Annotated in this window: 15 protein-coding genes and 4 pseudogenes; 6 read left to right on the top strand and 13 right to left on the bottom strand. The window is 61.9% G+C overall.

Going from position 1 to position 24,187, the window contains the following annotated elements; all coding sequences use genetic code 11:
- Positions 1 to 291: 291 nt before the first annotated feature.
- On the top strand, positions 292 to 789 hold the full coding sequence (locus SO139_RS39740) for a hypothetical protein (protein ID WP_498541755.1): 498 nt from the start codon (positions 292 to 294) through the stop codon (positions 787 to 789).
- Positions 746 to 1,447, top strand: coding sequence for a glycosyl hydrolase family 28-related protein (locus tag SO139_RS39735; protein WP_498541754.1), 702 nt, complete (start codon positions 746 to 748; stop codon positions 1,445 to 1,447). Before SO139_RS39740 ends, SO139_RS39735 begins: the two co-directional genes overlap by 44 nt.
- A 338-nt stretch (positions 1,448 to 1,785) precedes the next feature.
- Here the strand turns inward: SO139_RS39735 and SO139_RS39730 are convergent, their stop codons facing one another.
- The 12 genes and pseudogenes from SO139_RS39730 to SO139_RS39675 all read right to left on the bottom strand — a co-directional run bounded on the left by SO139_RS39730 (position 1,786) and on the right by SO139_RS39675 (position 18,555).
- A complete protein-coding gene (locus SO139_RS39730) occupies positions 1,786 to 2,901 on the bottom strand; it encodes an acyltransferase family protein (protein ID WP_498541753.1) in 1,116 nt (371 codons plus the stop codon).
- The gene (locus SO139_RS39725; protein WP_498541752.1) at positions 2,898 to 3,878 is read right to left on the bottom strand and encodes a hypothetical protein; all 981 of its coding nucleotides are present in this window, start codon (positions 3,876 to 3,878) and stop codon (positions 2,898 to 2,900) included. Before SO139_RS39725 ends, SO139_RS39730 begins: the two co-directional genes overlap by 4 nt.
- Positions 3,879 to 5,071: 1,193 nt before the next feature.
- Positions 5,072 to 5,353 (bottom strand): annotated as a pseudogene (locus tag SO139_RS39720) (TrlF family AAA-like ATPase); the annotation flags it as partial.
- A 111-nt stretch (positions 5,354 to 5,464) separates the two neighbouring features.
- Entirely contained in the window at positions 5,465 to 7,870 is a 2,406-nt protein-coding gene (locus tag SO139_RS39715) for a P-loop NTPase family protein (RefSeq protein ID WP_498541751.1), read from the bottom strand.
- A complete protein-coding gene (locus SO139_RS39710) occupies positions 7,867 to 8,985 on the bottom strand; it encodes a hypothetical protein (protein WP_498541750.1) in 1,119 nt (372 codons plus the stop codon). Before SO139_RS39710 ends, SO139_RS39715 begins: the two co-directional genes overlap by 4 nt.
- Before the next feature lie 10 nt (positions 8,986 to 8,995).
- The gene (locus SO139_RS39705; protein ID WP_498541749.1) at positions 8,996 to 9,922 is read right to left on the bottom strand and encodes a hypothetical protein; all 927 of its coding nucleotides are present in this window, start codon (positions 9,920 to 9,922) and stop codon (positions 8,996 to 8,998) included.
- Positions 9,923 to 10,889: 967 nt separating this feature from the next.
- On the bottom strand, positions 10,890 to 11,240 hold the full coding sequence (locus SO139_RS39700) for a hypothetical protein (RefSeq protein ID WP_498541748.1): 351 nt from the start codon (positions 11,238 to 11,240) through the stop codon (positions 10,890 to 10,892).
- A gap of 227 nt (positions 11,241 to 11,467) precedes the next feature.
- Positions 11,468 to 11,593, bottom strand: a pseudogene (locus SO139_RS39695) (chromate transporter); the annotation flags it as partial.
- Positions 11,594 to 11,695: 102 nt separating this feature from the next.
- Positions 11,696 to 12,898 (bottom strand): Wadjet anti-phage system protein JetD domain-containing protein, encoded by a 1,203-nt coding sequence (locus SO139_RS39690; RefSeq protein ID WP_498541747.1) that lies wholly within the window; start codon positions 12,896 to 12,898, stop codon positions 11,696 to 11,698.
- 2 nt (positions 12,899 to 12,900) lie between these two features.
- On the bottom strand, positions 12,901 to 16,335 hold the full coding sequence (locus SO139_RS39685; protein WP_498541746.1) for an SbcC/MukB-like Walker B domain-containing protein: 3,435 nt from the start codon (positions 16,333 to 16,335) through the stop codon (positions 12,901 to 12,903).
- Positions 16,332 to 16,970 carry a DUF4194 domain-containing protein gene (locus SO139_RS39680; RefSeq protein ID WP_449383554.1) on the bottom strand — a complete coding sequence of 213 codons (639 nt, stop codon included), beginning with the start codon at positions 16,968 to 16,970 and terminating at the stop codon, positions 16,332 to 16,334. The genes SO139_RS39685 and SO139_RS39680 overlap by 4 nt, the downstream gene beginning before the upstream one ends.
- Complete coding sequence (locus SO139_RS39675; protein WP_498541745.1) at positions 16,963 to 18,555, bottom strand: Wadjet anti-phage system protein JetA family protein; 1,593 nt, start codon at positions 18,553 to 18,555, stop codon at positions 16,963 to 16,965. Before SO139_RS39675 ends, SO139_RS39680 begins: the two co-directional genes overlap by 8 nt.
- Before the next feature lie 534 nt (positions 18,556 to 19,089).
- Between SO139_RS39675 and SO139_RS39670 the strand changes: the two genes are divergently transcribed.
- A complete protein-coding gene (locus tag SO139_RS39670) occupies positions 19,090 to 20,175 on the top strand; it encodes a GSU2403 family nucleotidyltransferase fold protein (protein WP_498541744.1) in 1,086 nt (361 codons plus the stop codon).
- A gap of 59 nt (positions 20,176 to 20,234) precedes the next feature.
- Positions 20,235 to 20,516 carry a hypothetical protein gene (locus SO139_RS39665; protein WP_498541743.1) on the top strand — a complete coding sequence of 94 codons (282 nt, stop codon included), beginning with the start codon at positions 20,235 to 20,237 and terminating at the stop codon, positions 20,514 to 20,516.
- Here the strand turns inward: SO139_RS39665 and SO139_RS39660 are convergent.
- Positions 20,494 to 22,058, bottom strand: a pseudogene (locus SO139_RS39660) (S10 family peptidase). The gene SO139_RS39665 and the pseudogene SO139_RS39660 overlap by 23 nt on opposite strands.
- A gap of 419 nt (positions 22,059 to 22,477) precedes the next feature.
- Here SO139_RS39660 and SO139_RS39655 point away from each other — a divergent pair.
- On the top strand, positions 22,478 to 22,699 hold the full coding sequence (locus SO139_RS39655; protein ID WP_498541742.1) for a hypothetical protein: 222 nt from the start codon (positions 22,478 to 22,480) through the stop codon (positions 22,697 to 22,699).
- 401 nt (positions 22,700 to 23,100) lie between these two features.
- Positions 23,101 to 23,619: pseudogene (locus tag SO139_RS39650) on the top strand (transposase); the annotation flags it as partial.
- Between the last annotated feature and the right edge of the window lie 568 nt (positions 23,620 to 24,187).

The following is a 24,187-nucleotide window of genomic DNA, read 5'->3' as shown; positions in this document are numbered from 1 at the left end:
TTCGCCGCAGCTTCGAGATCGGTCTGCGGAGCTCGCAGACCTTCATCCCGGGTAACATTCCTTCCTGAGGCAATACGGGGGGTCAATATTGCAGGCCGAATGACACCCAGTGGGCCACGGTGTGCCGATCCTGCCCATGAGCCAGCAGACTTTTCCACTGTTTCCGGGCCCTGCCGTCGACGGCGCGTTCGGCGGCTGATCGTAGCGATAGTTCTCGCGGCGGCGCTGGCCAGCGGTTTCTCGCTGGAGGTCCACGCTCAAGGGCGCGGAGACAAGAATCCGAACTGCATCGTGCCGACCGCGCCCCATGGCACCAGCGATGGACGCGCGGCCTCCACCAAGTTCGTGCGGCAGGAGATCGGCCAGGCCGCCGGCGGCACCAACGGCCAGATCCAGTACAACACCGGCGCGTTCGGCGGCTTCACGGCCTCGGGCGATGCGACGATCAATACCGGCACGGGCGTCGTCACCATCCAGCCCAATGCGGTGACGACCGGGAAGATCGCGGACAGCAATGTCACCAACGCCAAGCTTGCGACGGGAACGGCCAACACCTTCAAGGGCTCGCTAAACGGATCTGCGACCTCCGACATTGCGCTGACGGCGTGCACGCTGTCCTATCAGATCACGAAGTGGGTGAGCGGAACGGTCGGCAGTGCGGAATGTTTATGTCATCGGCGATACCCTGACGATTCCGTCGTCCGTTGGCTTCGGGTCTTCCGTCACTTGCTCGGTGCAACCGACCGTGACGGTTGCGGCGGTCACCACCGCAGCCGGGTCGTTCACTGACAGCGCGGGCAACAAATTCCAATATGTGTCCAATAGCGTCGTGAACGTGCGCCAGGTCGGCGCGAAACTCGACTACAACGGCAATCTTGGCGCGGCTACGGATGACGCGGCAGCCATCCAGCGCGCGATCAACTTTGCCTCGCATCGCGGCACCCTCAACATCGACGCAGGCGGTCACAACGGCAACATCGTTTTCATTCCTGGCGGCGCTGCCGCCAAGGTCTACGGCGGCCTGACTGTCTACGGTTCGGTCTCTCTTAGTGGTGCCGGGAAGGGCAATACCGTTCTGAAGCAGTGCGATACCGACTCTGCCGGTCAACGGTTCATCACACTGGGAGATCCGAACCTGCACTTCGCGTGTTTCTACACCAACGTTCGAGAGATGCTGCTGTACGGGGCGCTCGCGTCCGCGAACGCCGGCATCTCGATGATCTACAGCAACTGCCAGCAGCAGGGCATCGCGTTACTGAATGTCGCGGTCTACACTTACTTGCTGGCATGTGTTGTTACTGACACGGGCTATGGCCGCGCATCCGACTTCACCATGGTTGGTCTGTTCCGCTCGCTCAACGCTGGTTCGACCGATCCCGTGTTATTCTGGCTTATAGCGCAGCAGTCCAAACTATCCGTGAGTTCATTGTCGAAAGCTTCGGCATGACGAGTGGTGATGCGATCTTGCTCAATGGTCCTGTCTCATCGACTTCGATGACAGTCATTGAGAATGGCCACGTAGAAGGAATTCAATTTTCCCATCCACATAAACTATGCAGCCGGTACGGGCGCCATGACCAAGATCAGCGGCATAACTGGCGGTGTAGCGGCCGGAGGCTGCAACTCTGTCGTCGTCCGACAGGCTGGATCTCAGACCGGGAACATCCTCATCGGATCTATCCAGCCGAACGGCTGCACCAATACTCTCAATAATGCCGGTACCACAACGACAGGCAACGTCGTGGCTTGGACAACTATGTAGGATTGGCGCTCAGTCTAGCAACGTTACAGCGCTGTTCGCCCAGCGTGGTCTGCCGCTGGAATTGCCGCAGATGCGGCTGAAGTGCGGACTGTATCCGCAGTGAAACGCGGCCGTGCATTCAGGATCGGTGCCTCGACGCCTGTGTAGATCAGGCTCGCGATGCTGGCGACCAGGGCAAGGAACGCCGGCAGCGCGGCCGCGATTGACATGCCTCCTGCGAGCGGCAGGAAGGCTGCAAGCACCAGGAGGTGAAACAGGTACGTCGAGTAGGAGATGCGGCCCAGCCAGGTTGCAATCCGCACCAGGGAGCGAAACGCCGATAGCGCTGCATCGAGCTTCAGCGCCGCGAGGATCGCGCCAGCGCCGAACAGAGGGGCGTAGAACGGGAATGTCGCCTCAATGATACGGTGCTCGGTCGGCATCAGCGCCGTCAGGATAGACGCGACAAGGGTAAGCCCAGCTAGCGCGACCACGGCGCCCCTTGTAGATACGCGCTTGAGCAGTGTTGTCCGCGTGCAGGCAAGGTGCATGGCAAAGCCATAAGCTATCGCGTCCATGCGGAAGAGCACGATACGGCGGGTACCAGCGCCCCAATCGGCACTATCGCCGAAGGAGAAGCGCAGGAGCGTGACGATCAGGATAAAGCCGAACGCAGCAATGTCGGCGCGGTGCCGGGTTGGAAGAAGAGGCGCGAGCGCAAGGCAGAAGATAGGGAAGAGGAGATAGAACCACTCCTCGACCGACAGGCTCCAGGCGATCGTGAAGTAGTCGTTTGTGTTCGCCTGGCGGGCGAAGTTCTGAACGTAGAACAGGTAACGGACAAAGTCGGCTGAGCGCAGCTCATGGGCACTGAGCGAGGTCAGGACAAGGGCAATGAGGTAGGGCGGGATGGTGCGCATCCAGCGCCGGACCCAGAAGATGCCGAGGTTCGCGGCGCTTGGCCGCTCGACGGTGACGAGCAGGATCTGCGGGGCCAGCACGAAGCCTGAGAGGACGAAGAAGACTTCGACGCCAAGGATCGAGACGCTTTCCGCCGCGTGCTTACCGATGCCGATCGCCATGAAGAAATGCGGGATGACGACGGAGAAGGCAGCAATCCCGCGGAGCAGGTCCAGCGCTGGAACGTGGCGGCCCGTCATGAGGTGAATCCACAGCGGGCAAGGCCTTGGGCCACGGCGCGCGCGATGGCGGCATTAGCGCCGGCCGTAAAATGACCGCTGGCTGTGCCGATCGGCTCGCGGGCAGCCAGCGTGTTGATCTCATCGCTGGGATCGATCACGCATGTACCAGACGGAAGCGCGGCAAGCATCTGCCGGTACATCTGCGATGCCGGAATGCGGATGTCGGCCGGAGGGAGCAGAACGGTTGCGAGACGATCGTTGTGGGTGTGCGCCAAATCAGCCATGCGCGCTATCAACGCTGAGCCTCGTGCGTGCAGGTCACGCGAAATCGGGGTATTCGATAGCGGGCCGTTGTTGGTGAATTCCGGAACGTTGAAATGCCGCCAGATCGCTTTGATCGCCGCGAGCGAATATGGAAAGGTAAGAGGGGTCCAGTCGGCGGCGGCGGCATCTCGGGCGTAATAAGCGGTGATTGCTTCGACTGTTGAAGTAGGACGCGGGATTAGGGTCAAACCGCTCCCGCGGCGTTCGAAGATCGGCTTGGTGACGCGGGCGCGCGGGGCATGATCGTCAGTCAGATCGATGAAAGTCCACGATGTCAGCGCATCGAGCTGCAGCATCGGCCAGTTTAGGCCCACGATAAGAAGCGAGTTGGCTGGGGTCTTGTGCTCGATCATCAATGCAGTCTGGTCGAGCCCATAGCCATCGGAGCCGAAGTTCTCGATCTGGCAGCCAAGGTGAAGCGAGAGTAGATGCGGCCATGCATCCTTATCCGCGACGTCATCCGAAAATGTAAACGATCCGCCCCAGGCGGAGCCACACAAAGGCATCGAGAGCGGCGGGTGAGGGCGAGCGAGTTCATTGCCCCAGCCGATCGGAGATGCACTTCGCTCCGTTGGCAGGTTGGCCTCGATCGCAGCTAGAAGGCGTGCAGGATCGTAAAGTCGGTAGGGGTTGCCGCGATGCATGGAGACGACTGCAAACAGGAAGAACATCGCCTCGATCGCAACGGCGAGGAACGCGAACTGCAACAGAAGCGTGCGTGCAAGACGCATCAGAACACGGTGTAGTGGAATTTAGCCGAGATTGACGGATCGGAGAAAACCACGAGCGCTGCGAGGATGACGGCCAAAATTCCTAACGCGAACAAAGATTTGCGGCTGATCTTCACGTAGACACCTCGCGTTTTGTCAATCGCAAGCTGCATACACGGAGAAATTGTATTCGTCTAGAAACAAAGCCGCCCCTCCGGGCGGCTTTTCTGCTGCTGAGTACCAGTTCCCGCAGAAAACCCGTTTTGGAGCCTCTGTCATGACCACTCAGGTCCCCCGCGTCGTCAATATCAGCCACCACAACATCGGGCCGCTGAGGGCGGCGAGATCGATTCTGGGGCATGGCGGCTGCCGGGATCCTGGGGGATCCATAAGGCTACCGAGGTCGCCGGCTTGCGGGCGTGACAGCTGCTGCCGGCTGATGAAGGCCGGCCGCCAGCCAGCTGAGCTGGGTGACACAACCAGCGCGGGGCTTCGGTCCCCCGTCTTTGTCGCGATAACGTCGAATTATCGAAACCTGGGAAGGATGGAGCAAGACAGTTTAGTCGTTGCCGTAGTCGGGCTCGTACTCCATCTCTCGTTCCTCTCGATCCTCATGCACGTTGTGTAGACCGGCAGCGACGATCTCATCGCTTCCATTAAGAGACAAATCACACGTCGGGCAGCGAAATTCTTCGCCCGCGAACTCGCGGTCAACGATCTCCCAGATGGCGTACTCGTCATGGACTTCGCTGATGTCTTCGCCGGTCTAGTCTCCGGTCATGAAAGCATGGCACCCACACGACGGGCACTTTTCTGGCCAGATTTTGTCATAGCTGCCTTTGAAGAGATCATCCTGCTGTTCTGGCTGTCTCATCTTCGCCTCAGCCTCAAGGCGGTCGCGTTCGGACCTTTTCAATGCAGCGAAAGCCTCCTCGGCCGCATCCACGCGAAGACACACCGCTGCATCCAGGGCGTTTGCGCCTCCTCGAGTAATTGGCGCGGAGCCTTTGCATCGGCAGCTCCGAGCCAGTGTTCTAACGAGGACTCCATCTCGTGGAGGATCGTGTCGCAGGCATGCCAATAGCGCGCTTCCCAAGCGTCCAATCGCATGGTCCCGAAACGGAAGGTCGGCTGAATGGAGCTCGGCGTTGGGGCGCTCTGCGGAGCGCATCGAACTTCAGCGCGCCCTTGATCCACGAGAAACGATTGTCGACAGGCTGGCCGACGGATTGCTGATCATGGGAGTCACTACCGTGGAGGTAGGGCTTGCACCCGTCATATCGTGCGCCCAGTTCCTCGATCGTCACTCCGCGCTGGCCGATCCAGAATTCGCGTTGCGCCGGGCTGCTCGAAAAGATGATGTGGGCGAATTTCTCGATCTCCTGGCGGACGGTGGCGTCGGCGGCTTGGCGGACGCCCGACGTACCGTCTCCAGCGACCAAAGTTTGCAGCGCAGCTAAATGATGCGAAGGGCCAATTTTGGACTCATGCACCGCAGCGAACCGCTGGGCGGCTGGTCATCCACCGACTCGCCATGCGAGTGTAGGTTAGCGTCTCTGATTTGCCCGCTCGGCGTCATGCTGCAGCCCCCGGATCCGCTCCTGATATCCGCCGAAGCGTAGCGCAGGCGTGGCGATGAGGCGCAGAGCGACGAAACAGACCAGCCCGACCAGCGACGCGGGGCCGATGCTCAACGCAGCCTTGAGCCACAGGTCGTCTGGGCTCATCGCAAAAAAACGGGGCGTGATCACAGACAATGCGATGGCTGCGACGAAGGCGACTAACCCTGATATTGATGCGGCTACATGCGGCTGCCTGATCGACCACGGTCCGGGCGCGCCACGCAGCAGTTCCCCTCTCATGCTTCTGACGATGTCCAATCGTAGCTGCTCGAACTGGCGGACGAACAAGAATCCATCTGGACTGTCGCCAACACGGGTGGCTTCGTTCCAGTCGAGCGAATCGAGATAGGCGCCGCACAAGAAATCGAGCGCGGTAGACTTGAACTGAAGCTCATTGGCCACCAGCATGCTGCGCACGATGCTGCGCTCACGGTCGAGTTGGTGTTCCCTTGCGGCCAACCGCAACCGTTCAACTTGATCGAGCAGTTCCCAGCGAACATTGCCCTTGCTCTCCTGCTGTCGTTGCTCCGAGAGTTCGCCGAGCTGTTCCGCTAGGTCCTCTGCGGACTCGCGGGCGCGCACCTGGCGGTCGGCCTCGATCTGTGCCAGGCGCCGTTCAAGTTTCTCGAGCGTTTCCGCCAGGACCTGCGGCATGGCCGATTCCCCCGGCGGCTTGCCCGGGGCGGCCGGGTTCGACCGCGGCGCAAGCACAAGTTGCGATATCTCCCGTTCGATGTCCTGCGAGAATGTCTCCTCCTCGAAGGTCATAACGGACGAGATATCCCGCAGCAGAGCTTGTACGCGGTCGCTGGCGTAACCGACGGCAACGACCAGCATAGCCGGCGCCGGCGACAGCTTTGCGAGATCGCGCCGCGTCGTCGCCAAGGACAGGCCGGCCGCCGCTTCCTGCGTGGCGTCCGATGCGGTTGCGATGACGATGGCGAGCGAGGGCTCATTAAGGTCAGAGCCAGTTGGGACAATCAGGCGGTCGATCTTACCGCCGCCCGCTAGGACGAGATCGGTGCGTGCCGAAAAATTGGCGCGTGCCACGACGTTGTCGATCACTTGGCGCGCCACCTTGGCGCGATCCGCCAGGCTGCCGGTCTTGCCCGCGGCGGCAACAAGACTGTCGTTGGTCACTGAGGCAGGGCGCCCGGCGGATAGGGCCCACGCCTCGTGCGCAATCCGCAGGATCTCGCGCGGGTTTCCGCCGGAGAGGTCGCGGATCATGCCAATGGCGGTTTCCGTAAACTTCTCGCGATTACGCGCATGCGCCGACAGCAACGAGCGCGTTTCGTCGCGGCTGAGATGTCCGGCTACCACGGGCTCGCGCTGATAGAAGCGCGGGCTGACGTCGCGGGGAAACCGCTCGAAAACCGGAACGGTGCCGGTCAACACGATCACCCCGTCCTGGCGAGCCACCTGTTCCACCATCTTCTTCACGATGGACGCCGCAGTCGCCGCACGCATTGGATCCGCAGGGACAAAATTCTCTAGCTGATCGAGTAGCAGCACCAATGGTATGCCTGCGATCCGAAATAGCGCGGTGAGGCATTCGAGCGCATTGACCGCAATGTCGGCCGTGTCCGCCGATCTGAAAGATTCAGTCCACAGGGCCGCAGGCAGAGGGGGACCCTGCTGCGCGGGCGCGCCACCTGACAGCAGTTCGAACGCCGCAGCCCCATATGAAGGCTCATTGATGAGTCCGGTGGCTATTGCGAATTTAGTCGATACGGCGGTCGCGTCGCCCACCTCCGAAAGTTGCTGCCTAAGCTTGAGATAGAGTTCGTTGACGTCGAGGGTGTCGACGCCAGCGGTGAGCGCTCCCGACTGCACCCGCGGCGCGGCATCCTTCGTCGCCCGCGCGGCTCCGACAATTTTTTCGCCGATGCGCTGCAAGGCCGTGTCGACAACCTGTCTGAGATCGTCGTGGGCGAGATTGCGCACAAACTGGCGATAGACGTTGACGACATTCTCGTCATCCGCCTTGGCATAGAGGAAGCGGCACTTAAGGCTGGCGAGGCTGGCGGCCTGGGCGCGCAACCACTTGAGGAGAAACGTCTTGCCGCTGCCGTTTCCTCCCGTGACGGTGATGGCGCCCCCAACCGCCGCCATGCCGGTCGGGCGATCCTTGGCATCCAACGGATAAAGCTTGAGATAGTTGGAGAGCAGCTCACGCGCGTCACTCATGAACTTAAATTCAGCGCTTGCTGCAATCGGCGTGCCGAAGGTCTCCACGGCGGCCGCCGGATATGGATTGTCGTCGCCAGGGTTGAGCTGGGCTGACGTCTGGGTTTCCGGATTCTCCGGTACGCCCGCAGTTGCGGTCATGGTATCAGCCTCTTCATGTCGTCGCGGGTAATCCGCACGGCGCCCGGTGGGATCGCATTGACATTGCCACCATTCGCGGCGAGCTGCTGCGCGAGGGCTTCACACTTCTGCGAGAATGCGCCGTCGAGCCGCGAGATGACGACCTTGATCGGCAGGGTCACTGGCTCTGGGGCTCTAGGGGTCGGCGCGAACAACTCGTCCAGAGCAGCCCCGGTGAATGGAGCAAGCTCCGGCTCAGAACCGGCACCCGCGGCGAGGGCGGGAGTGCGTTCCTCGGCGAGGCGCCAGCGCAGGAAGTCGACGGTCTGCGCTTTGGTGATGCGAGGCGAATCCACCAGCGCGACTCGGATCGCATTGGTGGCAAGGTTGTATTTGAGAATCGAGGCTTTCGACAGATCGCTGAACGACACGAATGCGTAATCCGCAAGCTTGCACAACGTTGCACAGGTGGGGCGCCACGCGTCCAGATCGAACGCGTGGACGGTGGCATCGAGAAAGAAGACGATCAGGGGAACAGTTGCGGCCCTGCTAACATCCTCCTTGAGATAGCCGAACAAGGCATCGACGTCGGGCGATTGAACGAGCGCACTCTCCTTCCATTCCTTCCGGGTGTCCGCCATCCGTTTGGAAAGACGGTTCGCTCCCTTATTCTTGAGCGTGTCGTCGTAATCTCTTACGCGTCGAAAAAAACTCTGCAGCAGCGTGTCCGCCACGTTGAGCCGGTCTGGAACAATAGCAGCCGTATGCTCCGTTACTATGACGGGTCGCGGGGCGAAGCGCGAGTGAACATCATAGTGCAGCATGTTGCGCAAGGATTTCCGCCCTGTGCCCTGAAAGCCGCTGAGCAGAATCACCGTGCCGGCCGCGGCACCGGGCGGGGCGAGCGTCGTTAGCCCAGTCTTGCCGACGCCCACCAGACGGTCCTTATCCTTCCAGTCATAATGATCGAAATAGCTGGCGAGATCGCCGCTGTGCTGGTGGGGCGCCAGTGATCCCGCCAGATAATCGAATTTAGCGACCCCACCCGGCGCGAGCGGAGCAAAGGGATTCGTGCGAAGCCGAAACTCCGGATGAGCGCTCAGCACGTCCAACAACGTTTGCGCGGGCCTTGGCATCCTGGCGTCCTCAGGGCAGGTGACTACGAATATCGTCGATCTCGGAAGTCAGCTCCGGAAACAGCTCAGCTAGCAACGCGAGATATTCCTGCCGGTTCTCCGCAAAGCAGATACCGCGTAGCCGCTCTGATTCCGGCTTGGGCAGCTTCGCGAGCATATTCTTCCGATACATCACGGCGAGAAGGGTTTTCAGAGCCCCCTCGACTCCCGGCGCGAGCAGGGTCGCCCTGACATCATTAGACACGAAGCCGGCAATGACTGCAGAGTTCTCCACAACGTAGGTACGAAATGCCGATTTCGCGCTCTCCGCCGCATTGCGCTGCGTCACTAGAAAACCCAAGCCGGCGGTGATCGCGGCGGGAATGAATACGCCTAGGAACCATGCCGCCGCGGTGAAGAACGGTGAGGCCGGTGTGCGCTCGACCTTGAGTGGAATCTCGAGCGTTCGCTCTCCCGGCGCCAACGCGAGAATGCGGCCATCCATCGCGACGCCATCGGCGCTGAGCGAATCGACGTCCACCCAAACTGCCACGATGCGGTCGATGATCTTCGGCGGGCCGCTTCCGCTCTCGAGCACGAGCCGATCGGTCCAGGCGGCGGGTGCCTGGCGAGAGCCGCGCGGTCCCTGGACGGTCGAGCAGGCGGGCCGATTGGGCACTTCATCGGCCAGAACTGTGGCGCCGAGCCCCGTCGTCGTCAGGTTGATGAGAAACTTCGGTGCCACCGTCGTGACTCGAAACGTCGCGCACGGACGATCCGGCATGGACCACGGCTGTATGGTGGACACGCGGAGCGCTGACGGCAACCCATTCAGAACAAGCCAAGCCGAGCTGGGTGCCGGGGCAGATTCTTCGGACTTTTGTGCCAAGGTTGGGCCCGCGGCAAGAAGCGCATTCACCAACACAATCATTCCGGCGGCGATATCTCTAAAGATCACTGCTCGACCTCCCACAATGCTGGAGGCTTGCAACGTCATACCCTAACGGGAATCGCGATCATGCAACAACTTAATCGACCTAGACAAGCGGGGTTAATGGGAGCGGTGCGCGACGTCTCGTGATTTGGGCCGGGAGGCGCCGGGTGTGGCCGTGATGCAGACCTCGGAGCCGCTGATGACCATCCTCGAGTACCGCCCACATCGACGAAAATATCGAAACGGGTAGACGGCCAGTCTGTTGTGCGCCGCGGACGCTGTGATCACATCTGGGTGGTCCTGCACATCGCTCGCCGTGACGATCCGATCGCCGTCGGAATCGGTTTGACCGATCGGGCTTTCTGCGCGTGACAGCCCACTCCGGCGCGACCAACAGCCTGGCTTTTTGACAACGCGCCAGAAAGGCCACGCGGCTTGGACGGGATATTCGGCCCTGGCGTACTCGAACCAGCACGATGTTGCCAGCAGCTGATTTTGGGTCAGCCGCATGTAAGATGTCCGTTCCGGGTCGGGACGTCTCGCGACGCCACCTCTCCCACACCACCGGGCATAGGGGTCCGTACCCCGGCGGTTCGATCGAGTTAAACCGGCACAGGCATGAAGATTCGGGGGAGACCCAGAGAGTCGAACGCCTGATTTCGTAGGGCGTGTTGAACCGCCGGGTGTCCGGACATGCGCCAGAGTCCCGTTGGTGAACCGGCAGCGACCGATGCGGCGAACTTCGCGATGCCGAGGCGCACCGCCGGCACTTGACCTCGAGATAGTAGAACCGTCCTTCATCGCTTCACTGATGGTCGGCGACGGCTGCGCCGGCCCCCCAGCCCGATCATGCGATAATTCCGAGCTTGGCAGGTCTCGGCGGCGGACTCCCGCATCTTCTCGGCGGCTTCCCTCTTGGCCGATTTCGCCCTCAGCTCGCGGCAGAAATCCTCGCGCCGAAAAGACGATCCGGATTCCTCCGCCCCATTGCTCAATTCTCGGGTTCGCGCTCGCTGCGTGGCAGGCTCCTAATGAGACCGGTCTCGGAATCGATGATGCCTACCACCCGGCAGAAGCGGGTGAAGTCGATCACGCGCCGGTCGTCGAGGACGCTCGGCTTGCGGTCTTCGATGACGCGCAGGGTGGGACGGGGGCGGATTTCGGTGATGTTCAGTATTGAGGCCGGGCGCGATCGGTCCGCCGGATGCCTGACGCGTTCCTCATCACGAAGTCGGCCGGTATTTCCACCACGCGGCCGGAAGAGCAGAATGAGGTGGTGGGTACCAAGGTCGAGCTGGCGCTGATCCGTGACGCCTACGTATCGTCTTCCCGAAGCTTTCATACCGACAGTCGTGTCGGCGTTGAATCGGCAGAAACTCGACAAAAATGGTCATGTGGTCGGTAACGAGGCCTGAGCGGCCTCGTCGATGGAAACGCGCGTTTACAACAGGATCGAGCCATTTCCCCATTTCGGGATCTTGGCCTGCTCCTCGGGGAGTTTTGCAAGCGTCAGGATGGGGCTGATGGTCGGGGCATGACGACCATTCACGGTATCGTGCCGGGCCCGCAGAGAGCCGTCATGATCAGCGTCGGCGGCACCAACAGCCCGGCGAAGGCGGCGACGCCGCCGGCAAGCCCGCGCAGGCGCGAGCCGAACACCATCGACAGGTTAACGATGTTGGGCCCCGGCAGCCAGCTTCCCGCAGCAGACCAAGGCGTTCGACGCCGGCGCCGCTCTTGTCGACCTGCGCTCGTTTCCTCCGAGGGGGCAATCGTCGGCTGGGAAGTCGATGAGCGTCAGACCGCCGCGTCAGAGCCGACCTCCTGTCTTGGCAGCGTTTCGGGCAGCTGCGGATCGAGTTCTTCTTGCTCCAGCGTCTTCGCACCCTCGCCAAGCAAATAGGCGGCCAATATGGCGACGCCGGATTCCGGCGGGCATCGCGCGGGAGATGCCTTCATCGCAGGGGTGTTGCCGAAGGCTTCCGCGATGTCGGGGCTCATGAGGTGCGGTCTGATGCTGCGCCCGACCGCCTGCTCGATCGTCCGGAAGATCCAGGTCCCGTCCGGATCGATGTCGGACCAGTGGAAGATCGGAGTATCGTCCGGGACGGCCTCCGCGAGGACGCGCAGCGCGTGCTGCGTCGCCAGCGACGGGTAGCCGCCGACGTAGACGGTTGCCCCCAGGCGTGTGGGGTCGGCCTCGATGAGGTGGCGGCTGAAGCTCGCGAAGTTCTCAATCGTGAGGAGGTAGGCCGGCGGCTCCCGGAAGCGGATGCGGTCCGCTTCGTTTGGCGCGACCCCCAGATAGAGGGGCGAGGCTGCCGAGAGGTCGGCACCTTCGAGATCGACGCGGCCCGCGATCAGGAGCGGTGGGGCGAAACGTTCAAGGCCGATGGCGCGCAGCGCCGCCCGCGGTCTAGCCTCCGGTGGAAGCTCGATGATCCCAGCGAGAAGGCGAACGACCGCACTCTCGAGGCGCTCAAGCGTCTTGCTGTCGCCGACGGTCCTTCTGGAGAAGGTCCGGTAGTCGACGTTCACGTGTTTGCCGTCGAGGATCGCCTGTGCGAGCACGAATGCGTCGCGCAGCCGATCGGTGTCTGTCGGTGAGAACGCGTTCCATGTCTTTGCCCTGCTCCAAGCGGTCGCAATGGCCGCCGCGGCATCCTTCAGGCGAGCATCCAGTTCCAGGCCGGCGACAAGCCGCGCAGCGGCGTCCTCCGCGATTTTGGGGGCGGGAGTGCGGCCGAGATAGCGATACAGCGTGTCGGGCGATGCGAGACGGACGTGCGCGATTTCATTGCGCTTAGGCCCGCGTCCGCGCGCCATGCTGATCGCGCCCGCCTCTTCTGCGCACGAGATTTCCTTGAGGAAGGCATCCGCGGCAACGACCGAGGTGAACGCGGCGTAGTCCGGATAGCCGATCGGGCTCGCGGTGCCGGCCTCGAACCGGTCCAAGAGGTCGCCTAGAAGCTCCCTCGCGTCGGTAAACACGCGCGGCATGGCTACTCGGCCGCGAGCCGGAGCGAGAGATCGGCGTCGGAGATCAGGTCGGGATCGATCGCCATCAGTTCCTGCTTGGCCTTTTCCTTCAGGGAGACCACGGTCGCTCTGGACTGTTCGCCGATGCGGTCGACCTCGACGATGGTGTCCATGTGTTCGAGGACAGCGACGCGCTTCTCGAACGGGGCCGCGATGACGAACTGGAGGCCGAGGTTCTTATAGAAGCTCATCATCTGGCGCTGGTTTCGTCCGTCCAATTTTGAGAACGCCTCGTCGAACATCGCGAGAGCGAAGCCCGAAGGCTTGCCGGCGCGCCGCTCGGCGCTGCCGTAGACCGCCGCCAGTGACGCGCCGATCGCGACGTAGATGGGGACCTGCTGTTCGGCTCCGGAGCCCGTACCTCGGCGCTGCTCCCAGCGGGTCGACCTACCCGTTGCGACGTCCTCCATGTGGATCTCGAACGTGTAGAAGTTCCGGTAGTCTTCAAATTCGGTGAAGTCCTTCTCCGGGTCCTCCAGCAGCGCTTCGAGTGCGAGAATCGTGTCCTTGTGCGGGAAATCTTCGGGCACGTCGCCGCGGAAGAGCATGTCCAGCGCCTCCGGAGAGGTCTTGCCGATCTCGATGATTTTCAGGATCGGCTGGAATTCGACCACCTGGGTGCGGTGGAACGAGTAGCGCTCGTTGTGGAAGGGATGCGCGTGCAGGCTGCGGTTCAGCGACTGCAGGTCCCGCTCCATCTTGCCGATGCGCGAGGTCAGTGCGTTGATGAACTCGCCGCGCAGCAGGGTCGCTGCCTTCTCGGCCGCTTCCCGTGCCTGTCGTTCATATTGCCGCAGTTCGTTGGACTCGATGTCGCTGATCAACAGGTCCATCCAGGGCTTCACCTCACGAAGGGGCTCGCTCTCGATGCCGATTTGCGACTGCGTTCCGAACTCTTCGAAATAATTGTCCAGGAATTCGCGCACGCGCCGTTCGACGCGTCCGCGCTCGCTGTCCGCGGCATCGGCGTCTTTCACCGCCTTCTCGGCGATGGCGCGGTGCTTTTCCGCCTCGTTCTTCTGCATGCGGGCGTCGAGCCGCGATCGGTACGCGGGCCGGCCCTTCGCCGCGGCGTAGAGCGGCTGGTTCTTGGCGAACAGCGACCAGGCGATCTTCAGATTGAGTTCGGAGCCCGGGACGTTTTCACCGTCGCCGAGCCTGTTCGTCGCCGTTCTAACTTCGCCATCGTGCCTGTTGAAGGCGGTCTGCTGGGTCTCGCGCTCGCCGATCCTCTTCTTCTTAAGCTCCTGTTGCGCCAGTTTCTTGTCGCGGAGGCCTCCATCGCCGGCGCTGTCCAGGGCCGCAAGTTTGGTGTCCGCATCGGCCTTCTCGGTCTGGGCGGCGGCGTAGGCAGTGGCGTGAGCCTTCAGGTCTGCCGTGGCCGTCTCGCACAGCGCCTTGAGCGCCATGAAGGCGCTGTCCGCGATTTCCGCCTCGTTGGCTTGCGCAAGCGAAGCTTCCAGATCGTCCGCCTGCTCCTGCAGGGCGCGCAGGGCGTTTGCCTGGGCGGTCTTGCCGATCTTGTGCTGGGAAGGATCGATCGACCGATGCGTTCGCACCAGGCCGTCGTCGTAGAGGCCGTCCCTCATGATCGCCCGGCCCGGCCTGTTGAACTGCTCGAGCGTCTCGGCGAGCCGCACGGAGCCGTAGCGGCGCATGATGAACGACAGTGCGTCCGGATCGTCGGTGCGGAAGATCGCAGGGAATGTTCCGCGGTCCGGCCTGGCCCTGAACTGCTCCAGCTTGTTGAGGCTCACCAGGGAGGTGCGCCGGAATTCGCGGCGTCCTTCCTTGAAGATCGCCGTCGCGTCGCCGATGTCTGGTCTGTCGACGAAGACGGCGTCGCGGTCTCGGCCGAGCAGCGCTTCGGCGGCTCCCGCCCATTCCGGGTCCGCAACCTCGATCAATTCGCAGAGTACCCTCGGTGCCATCCCCTTCTGCCGGAGCCTTTGGCAGAGGCGCTCGGTGTCCGGTTCAAGGTGTGCCCGCGCTCCTCCGGAGGCGTGCTGCCGAATCCGGCCCAGCAGGTCGTCGCGCTGCGCGCGCAGTTGGGCGACCTTTGCGATGATCTCCTGGCGCGCTTCATCGACCTTGGCGAGCTGCTGTGCTCCGGATGTGGTGAGGGCGCTTTCCGCCACCGAGAGCTCCTCGGAAACGGAGACGACGGCGGCACCCTCTGCCGCGGCCTGTAAATTGTCGACGACGGGGATGAAATCGTCGAAGCCCTGGCCGCGCATGGCGCTCAGCGGCTGCAGACGCCGGATCGCGTCGAGGCGCGCTTTGAAATCCGCGGCGGCCCGCTGCGCCGCCTGGGCAGCTACCGACGCAGTCTGCTGGAACGATTTTCTGCCGGTCTTGGCATCGTGCTCGGCGATGGCTTCGGTAAGCCGTTCGACCTCCTTGTCGATCGCCTTGATGTCTTCGGCGAGGAACGCAAGTTCGCCTGCAGCGGCATCGCGCTGCGCGGTCGCAAGGTGCAGCCTGGTCCTCCAGTCCCGGTTGGTCGCCCGGGCGGCGAGCCACTCGGCGCGCTTTGCGATCCACTGCTCGCGGAATTTCGTTTCGAAGGCCTCTGCCAGCGCCGCGAGGATCGTCCTCAATTCCTTCAGCGCCTCCAGCTTGAGGCGCATCTTACGGATGGTCTCGCTGATGTTCCTGTAGGTCTGGATCGACTCGCGCAACTCCCCGATCCGGATCGGACTATCTTCCAGGATGTAGGTCCGAACGAACTGCGTAGCGGTCTGGTTGTGATCCAGCGTCATCGCGTTGACGATCGATTTCTGCAGGGCGCTCGCGTTCTGCTCGCCGTAGGGTGCATGCGGAAGCAGATGGCGCATGTATTCGCGGACGTAGTCTCCCGCCCGGTCGCGGTGATTGATGAAATTCTGCTCGCCCACTGCGGCCACGATGCGCCCGCGCACGTCCTCCCACTGAGCCGGGAATTGCGAGGTCCCCCTGTGCTCGATGAAGGCCTTGGACGTGAGGATCGTGCCCACGGCGACGAACAGGGCGAGGACCGTCTCTTTGCTGTCCGCCTTGCGTGCCTCGAGCGCCATGCCGATGGTCATCGGCGGGCGAACGCCCTCGGTGTCCTCGAAGCCGAGGCTGACGTAGGTGCGCGCATCGTCCCGGCGCCGCTGGTCTTCGCCCAAGGTCCCAAGGCAGTAATCGACGACGCTGCGCTTGGAGCCGCTCCGCGACTTGCCGCTGTCGCCCGCGACCGCGTTTAGTCGCAGGAAGCGCCTGTTGCCGCCTGTCAACACGACCTGAGCCATGTCGAGAATGGTCGACTTGCCGGATCGGTTCTCGCCGAGCACGCCGATGTGGCCGGCGACGGGGATGTCGGCGACGTCGAACAGGTGCCAGTTCACCATGGCGAGATGACGCAATTCCATCATGCTTCTTCCCCTGTGGGCTGCGGCGATCGAGCCTCCTCGCTGCGGGCGTACCGCTCGAGCCGCTGGAGGGCGTCGCCGCCGCTGATCAGCTTGATCATCGGCCGGATCCGGATTTCGCAGTCCTGCTGTTCGTTGTCGTAGTCGCCGATCTCGACCAGACTGCGCTGAGAGGCTTCCTTTAGGATATCGCGAAAGCGGTTGATGCCGATGGCGCCGCCGCCGTTGGGCTGCACCATGTCCTTGTATCGGTCGTGCAGAGCGTTCAGCGTCGTGACGACGACGGCGCGGTCCTCGATCGCGCCGAGATTGACTTCCTCCTGCCAGTGCGCGGCGAGGACGAGTGTCACGATGGTCTCGTCGAGCCGCATGCGTGGCAGAGGCACGTCCTCGTCGATCGCGAGGACTCCGGCCCACTGGGCTTCGGGATCGCGGTGGACGCGGTAGCCGCAACTGTCGAAGAAGCCGTCCACCACGTCGCGGAAGCGGCCGTCCATGATGGTGTTGTAGATCTTCCCGGTGCGCGGATCGCCCGCGAACACGAACTGCCTGCGCAGCAGGAAGTGGAGCGCTCTCCGCAGGTCCGCGGCCTTGTCCGCGCCGGCGGACCTTTCGATGTTCTCGAATTCGTTAAGCATGTGCCTTGTCCTTGCGCAGCGCGCCTGAACGCCTGACTACGAAGTTCGCGCATCTGAGCCATTCGCTGTCATGGGGCGGGGTTTCCGGCGACGGCTCCAGTTCGAAACCCTTGGCGACCTGCGGCGGGACCTCGCCGGTGAGCGCGTAGCGGCGTGCGGTGTCGAATGCGAGGAAATCGTCCACCGTCTCGATCTCCATAAACCGCGCTTCCTTGGTGCCGAACGGCGGCACCTGGCCTTCCAGGAAACGCCGGACGTCCTCCGGGCGGGGCGCGATGCGGGCGATGTACTCGAGCCGCAATTGCTTGCGCAATTCGTATAGCGGGTCCGATGGGGGTGCGGCGAGCTCTCTCGCCTCGACGGGACGGCGCGGCTGCCTGGTGGGAGCCTGATGGTGCTCCGACCAGGGGGACCGCAGCGGCTCGATGCTCCATTCCACGGTGGCCTCATCGTGGCGGCCGTCCCGCAGCAGGGCGTCCAGCCGGCCTACCAGGTCGCCGGCGCGCCCGACCAATCCTTGCGTACCGCGCTCGGCATACTTGATCGTGTTCCTGACCCGCGCCTCCAGCTGCCGTCTGAATATCTCGATGCGTTCGAACATCTCGCCGATCTGCTCGAAGATGTTCTCGATCGCGAGCAGGTCGTCGGCGGCGGCCATGTGGCCGTCCTCGACGTCCGCCGCCATGCTGGCTCTGGCGTATTCCTCCGCGAGAACTTGCATCGTTTCGGGCATGTAGGAGATCTTCCGGGCAAGGTCGACGATGGCGTCCCTGAAGCGGTAGGGGTGGTTGACGGTGAGGATGGACTCGAAATCCCTGAGCAGGAGCTGATCGACGAATTCCTCGAAGAAGGCCTCGAGACGGTCGCCCACTGTCTTTGATTCCATGACGGTCCGTCGGATCCGCTTGAGGTCGGCAAGGATCGCGCGGAGGCTTTTGGTGAACTGATCGGCCTGGTTGCGGGCCTCTCGCACGGCGAGGGCGGCCTCGCGCTGCTTGCGGTCCGTCACATCGGGCGTGAGCTTCTCGACGGCTTCGAGGTTGAGGCGGATCTGGACGATCAGTCCTCCGAACCGCTGCGACAGATCTTTGTTCAGGCTCGCTAGTCGCTGGATGACCAGCAGCGGTCCCATTGCCATGTCGACGGTGACCCGCAGGCCGTATTCTTCCTCTTCGAGCCAACGCCATGCGATCAGGCGGGAGTAGAGCTGGCGGGCCAAGGTGAGGGCCTTGTCTCCCTTCTCCGAGCCCGCGGAAATGTCGGCGCGGCGGATCCGCCGCCGGCCCGACGAGATCACCTCCGGAAGCGCCTCGCCGAAGTCATCGCCTTCGCTCCACAGGGACGGATGCGCACGCATGACGTCGTAGATGGCATGGACCACCTGCTGAGGTGTCGGATACGCAGGGGCACCGGTGAAGTACCGCTCATGCAAGTCGAGGAGACACGCCGCATAAAGATGCTTGTGGTCCCGTGAGAAAACCAGAAAAGCGTCGTCGTGCAGATGGCGGAATAGGGGCATATCGAAATCGTACTCGACACAAACAGAGGGAGTGGCGCGACACGGTACAGGACCGGCCGCCGACATCGGCTTAGTTCAGATGCAATGCGGTCGCGTTGCAACCGCCTGGATATGTGTTCCCTGTATGTTCTAGCACGGTTGTCCCTAACGCGTCGAGTCGTTGAGGTCGATCAGGTCGAGGGCGCGATTCATTCGAGGCCCTCGCGCGCAGTTGGCGCACCAACGCCGCGATGCGCGCCGCCCTGGCTGCCGGCAGCGTGCCGACGCGAGCACTCTTTTGAGGCGCCGCGCGACAGCTTGACGCGTTCGCTTGCGAAATCGAGCGTTAGGCGGGCAACGAATCTGGAGTCCGGTCTTAGCCGGTTCGGAAACCTGCCGTCCCGCGACCGCCCGGGCGCATATGTCGCAAACCGCATTGATCGCGGCCGCGCGGGCCATGCGGTTTTCGGCGGTGCCTACCCATTCGGGTTCGCCGAACGCCCATTTCAATATCAGCTCCAAGACGGCGTGAGACCGTCCGAAGCAGGCCAAAGTTGCTGGTTTCAACAGACTGGCCTAATCTTGGATTGGGTTGTTGAAACCATTGATATAGACCGATAAATGTTGTTTCAACAACGGCGGACAAAATCAGGCAAAAGTGTTGAAACTATGGAATTTCAAGAACTTAACAATGATCAACGTCGCGAGTTAATCAACAGCCAGCAGCGCTTCCAAGCCCTGCGCGACGCTAAGGAGGCGTACGGCGCGCAGCGGGGCTCCCTGACATGGGTAGAGTCGAAAGGGCACGAATATCTCGTCCGGAGCTACTACGACAAAGCAGGTCTCCGGAAGCAAAGGTCTCTCGGGGCGCGCTCTCCAGAAACTGAAAAGATGAAGGCCGACTTCGAGGCTACGCGCGCTGTGTTGGAAGACCGATTAGAGAACTTGCGCTATACGATGGAGCGACAAGCGGCGGTCAATCGTGCGCTAGGCCTGGGTCGCGTGCCTTTGATCGGAGCCCGGATCATGCGCGCTCTCGATGGCTACAGGATGTTGGGTTCTGGCATTCGGATTCTCGGAACGAACGCCATCTACGGATATGAAGCGTCTTCCGGAGTCAGGATCGATCCGGGCCTGGCCACGACGGAAGACATCGACCTGCTGTTCGACGCTCGCGGCGGGCTTACGTTTGTGGCGGACGAGGACGTCTCAGAGTCTTCGCTCCTGAAGATACTTCAACGCGTTGACACCAGCTTCGAACGGACCAAGCAGACGTTCCGAGCTGTGAATCGCAACGGCTATCTCGTCGATCTGATCAAGCCGATGCAGAGTCCTCCCGGGAAGAAGGCACCGGATAAGAGCGGCTCGGATCCCGAAGACCCGACTGCCGTCCAAATCGAAGGCCTCGATTGGCTGCAGAATTCTCCCGCTTTCGAGGCTGTCGCGATCGACGAAAAAGGCGAACCGGTGCGCATCGTCGCTCCAGATCCGCGGGTTTGGGCGGCGCATAAGCTGTGGTTGTCCCGTCGAGCGGATAGGGAGCCGCTCAAGCGCCAACGAGATGCAGCACAAGCAGAAGCCGTGGGCGCTCTGGTCGCAAAATATCTCACTTATCTGCCCTTCGACGCAGAACAGCTAAGGATGCTGCCCAAGGAAGTAGCAGACAGCGCGGCGCCCCTGTTCGTTAATACCGCCGCGCGCGCCTAGCGGCCAGACGCGACTAGAACAAGGCCGGCATAGCCGGCGGCGATCATCGGGGGCACCATATGATGGTTCGCGTGGTGCTGCTGCTCGTCGGCATGATGATCGCCATAGTTGGCATGACGACGATCATCATCGTCAGAGCCGGCATCATGATCGCCAGCAGCACCAACCACCAGAGCGGCAGCACCAGCTTTAGGATCGCGATTGGCGCCGCCGGCATTGCCGAAGGATCAGCGGCTGTTGGCGACTCACATCGATCAATAAATCGGGTGCGATCAGCGCAAAACCGCTTACCCTACTCACGGCGAAATCTGCGCAGCGTTAATGTTCGGTTTCCGACGTGATCATTGCCTCGACTTCTGCGCGAAAAGCCTGACGCGAGGAGTCACGTGAATAGAACATGTGGCCGCCAGGGAGGACCAGCAGCCTGACCCGCGGCGCTGAGGCGAAGGCGGGCAACTGAGCGAGGGCCATTTTCGTGGCGAAATAAGGGGTCACAAGATCAAAAAGCCCGTGTCCCACCAGCACCTTCATCTTCGCATCCGTTGCGAGAGCCTGTCGCAGCTCCGACAGCGACTCTGGAGGTGTATTGCCGAAATCCCAAGCCTTTCCGACCGCACCATTGAGCAGTTCATAAGAGCCATCCGGCCGCCACTTGAGCTTGCGCGTCAGGACATCGACGGCAGCACTCGTCACCGGCGGCGCAAGCGCATCACCCGAGGGGTCGCCGAAGGGGTGGGCAGCTGAATGCGGATAGGGATCCAGACCCCTCACCGAGGCATCATAACCGCCGGTCACCTTGCCGCTGCGGCGATCCAGCTCGCGGCGGAATTCGCCAATGTCAATGCGGCCGCCACGTGCTCGGGTCACGCCTTGGTCGATGCCGGTTAACACGGCGAGCTTATCAGCGATGCGATTGCTGGCCTCGCTGTCAGCCTCACCTTTGAGGAGGTCGGCCAGGAGCTCGCCTTGCGCGTAATTTTCCACGGCGGTGAGATCGGAGCCCTTCGCTTGGCTCTTGGCTTCACGGGCTGTTGCGACATAGCTCGGCAGCAGCGTGACATATCGCAAGATCCCGGGGGGAGCGTAGTCAAACACCGGCGAGACCAAGATCAAGCCCTTGACTCCGACACCCTGACGCGTCTGCAGCTGGCGCACGACCTTCGGTCCTCGAATGCCGCCATAACTTTCGCCCACGACGTACTTTGGCGATAGGAGCCGGTCGTACTTCTCAAGCCAGCGGCGTATACTCAACGCGAGGGCGCTGACATCGCCGTCGACGGAAAAGAACTTCTTGCGGACATCCTCACCGTTCGCGACGAAGCGGCTATAGCCAGTCCCGACCGGGTCGATGAAGACGAGGTCGGTGAAGTCGAGCCAGGTTTCCCGCATTAGGCTTCGCTTCTAAAGAAGTGGAAGGCGTGACCTCGTCGGCGTTGATCGGCAGCCGCCAGGGACCGGCATTGCCGAGCTGGAGCCAAGCCGAAGATGAGCCGGGTCCGCCGTTGAAGAAGAATGTGACCGGACGCGTCGTGCGGTCCGTCCCGTCGAGCTGATAAGCCGTATAGGCGATGTCGGCTTGCGGCTCGCCTTTTTCGTCGAATAGCCGGATCGAGCCCGCGGTCGCAGCAAAGCTGAGTACCCGGCCTGGCACATGGAGCGTATGCTTGGTGGTCGAATCCGGCGGCAAGCGATGCAGCTCGCTTGCAGACGGCGCGCTCGGTGTTTGTCCCGCCCGTTCGTCTGGGACCGCTCTTATGGCCTGCCTGCGTGGAGCCTTCAGAGCACCGCGGCGGATCATCGGCCCGGCCGGTGTCCATCGTGCCGCAGGCAAAAAGAGCGAGTGCAAGAGAAGCGCGGCGGAGCTTGCTGAAATCAAATCGCATCAAGTTTTCCTTTCCCGCCAACTTGTGTCCGCATGGCGCGCACGGCGCATACACGTAGTTGACGGTCGAGAAAGAGCACCTACTAACTCCAGCAGTATTCATTGCCCCTGAATTCCGTATGGTGGTTGGGGCGGTGCTTGCAGATAGCGCTGTCGCGGCGAGCACATCCGCAGAGAGCAAGCTACTGTACGACCTGCAGGAACACCGACGGGCCGTACGTCATCCCCTGCGACTGCGGTGACTCGCCCTACACTCCGGGTCTGATGACTGCCTTGGCGTCGAAAGCAACGAGGCGAGACGCTTTCGCCCTCGCCTGGAGGCGATCATCCATATGAGCACCCGCTGGTGAAGCCGATGCAGCAGTTGCACGCGGTCTGCGGAGAGACAAGCCACGCCGTCCGCCGCTGCCGACGCGCCTAATGGCGAGCGGTGGCGGCCACTGGATCGGCGAACACGGTGCTGAGCTCGTCGTCGATCAGCAGCTTTGGCTTCGACAGCGCGAGCAGTTTCTCCTCCAGGCGCCGCTGGCCGTGCGCCTTGGCGAGACCAGCGATCAGCGTCTCCCGGTGAACTTCACCGTTTTAGGCTGCGGCACCACTTCAACCCCATTCCTCGACTGCACCTCGTCTACGGCGCCTTGACGGCCACGCCGAATGCAGTCATCCAGCAGATTCGTCCGAATGCGGATCAGTGGATGCTCTCGCGGGCAGCAAATCGCCGATCAGGGACAATCCTGGAGGTCGAGGCTCGCAAGCCGCTGTCGGTCGAAAATTGCGATATCCCGTCGGGTATTTCCGATGAAATCGAGAATGCCTGCTTCAGGCCGTTGTGACACTGCGTGCGATACAGTTTTCGAGCGTCAAGCTAAGGTAATCGGCAATCGCGACGTGGCATTGGTAGCGACATCGCATCGGCAGCGCTCAGGCGCTTATCCATCATGCAGGAATGCAGCAACTCTCTCCAACGAGGTCTTTCGGCCCAGCAGCAGAGGTGGTCCTCCGCGTTTCAGGTTGCTGGTTTTCAAGCCGAGCAATATGCGTGCAGTGCTCATGTGTTTCGATCCTGGAGCAAGCGACCGCCGGTCGCCGGTACGGCTGCAGACATTAGCCCGGACGCGGCGCTGACTGGAAGCGTCTGTCGGCGGGAGCCGGAACCAAAGGGCCGCGACTACACGATTGGTGTTATCTCGAATTGGCCGATCTCGAGGCCGAGCAGTTCAACAGTGCTAATGATGGCTTGTGGACGCGTGGTCTACTGATCCGTCGTCGTATCGCCGATGATGACCTCGCCTTCTTCACCACCTGGTGTCCAGCGGGAACATCCATCGAAACGCTGGTCGCGATCGAAGGCCATCGATGGGCGATCGAGGACAGCTTTGAGACCGCGAAAAACGAATTCGGGCTCGATCACAACGAGAGAAGATCCTGGCATGGCTGGCACCGTCATGTGTCCCTGGTGATGCTCGCCTTTGCCATGATGGCATCGCGCCAATCCGCCGCCGCCCAAAAAAACGAAACACCGTCATCCGGCAAAAGCCAAAGTACAACCACCCCGCCGCTGATCCGTTGGTCAATCCAGGAAATTCGCCGCATTGCCATCCGACTCGCTCGAAAGCGTATTCAGCCCGCACACATCATCGCTTGGTCTTGCTGGCGCCGAGTTCACCAGGCGACCGCGCAACGCGCTCACCTCAAAGCAAAAAAAACAACTGTAATGTTAGGATCCTCTCTCGACCCGAGCGTGTGTCACAGCGCGCAAGTCGGCGGTGACTACACCCATCGATGCAAATTATTGCGGAGATCGAGCGGGTGGCGCGAGAGGTCTGTTGCGGGGCGATCGGCTTCATCGGCTTCAACGGGACTTGGACACGAACATTGCAATCCGCACGGTTACGATCGACGACGGCCTGGCCATGATGCAGGAAGCCGGATAACGGCGATGTCGGATCCAGAGGCAGAATTAGAGGAGGAGCCTCGTCGCCAAGGCGCAGCGAATTTTTGGGACATATTTCGAGCTGAGTCATCCAATGTACTTTGATTTTAATCATTGGCAACTAATCTTACTGTGTCATAAAATCATCCGCACGGTACGTCTTTGGATGAGAGCAGTACAGCACGGACATCGTCGCA

The organism is Bradyrhizobium sp. UFLA05-89, from assembly GCF_059803475.1.
Note: the sequence above shows the minus strand (reverse complement) of the source record. Positions and strands in the feature narration are given on the sequence as shown.

Excerpts from the sequence above, each read along its gene's own strand:
- SO139_RS39690 (WP_498541747.1), bottom strand. The coding sequence starts at position 12,898 with ATGCCGCGCGTGTTTACCGACGCGAGGGAGCTTCTAGGCGACCTCTTG.
- SO139_RS39700 (WP_498541748.1), bottom strand. The coding sequence starts at position 11,240 with ATGAAAGCTTCGGGAAGACGATACGTAGGCGTCACGGATCAGCGCCAG.
- SO139_RS39725 (WP_498541752.1), bottom strand. The coding sequence starts at position 3,878 with ATGTTCTTCCTGTTTGCAGTCGTCTCCATGCATCGCGGCAACCCCTAC.
- SO139_RS39665 (WP_498541743.1), top strand. The coding sequence starts at position 20,235 with ATGATGGTTCGCGTGGTGCTGCTGCTCGTCGGCATGATGATCGCCATA.
- SO139_RS39685 (WP_498541746.1), bottom strand. The coding sequence starts at position 16,335 with ATGATGGAATTGCGTCATCTCGCCATGGTGAACTGGCACCTGTTCGAC.
- SO139_RS39730 (WP_498541753.1), bottom strand. The coding sequence starts at position 2,901 with ATGACGGGCCGCCACGTTCCAGCGCTGGACCTGCTCCGCGGGATTGCT.
- SO139_RS39670 (WP_498541744.1), top strand. The coding sequence starts at position 19,090 with ATGTTGTTTCAACAACGGCGGACAAAATCAGGCAAAAGTGTTGAAACT.
- SO139_RS39710 (WP_498541750.1), bottom strand. The coding sequence starts at position 8,985 with ATGCCAAGGCCCGCGCAAACGTTGTTGGACGTGCTGAGCGCTCATCCG.
- SO139_RS39675 (WP_498541745.1), bottom strand. The coding sequence starts at position 18,555 with ATGTCGGCGGCCGGTCCTGTACCGTGTCGCGCCACTCCCTCTGTTTGT.
- SO139_RS39715 (WP_498541751.1), bottom strand. The coding sequence starts at position 7,870 with ATGACCGCAACTGCGGGCGTACCGGAGAATCCGGAAACCCAGACGTCA.
- SO139_RS39655 (WP_498541742.1), top strand. The coding sequence starts at position 22,478 with ATGGCGAGCGGTGGCGGCCACTGGATCGGCGAACACGGTGCTGAGCTC.
- SO139_RS39680 (WP_449383554.1), bottom strand. The coding sequence starts at position 16,970 with ATGCTTAACGAATTCGAGAACATCGAAAGGTCCGCCGGCGCGGACAAG.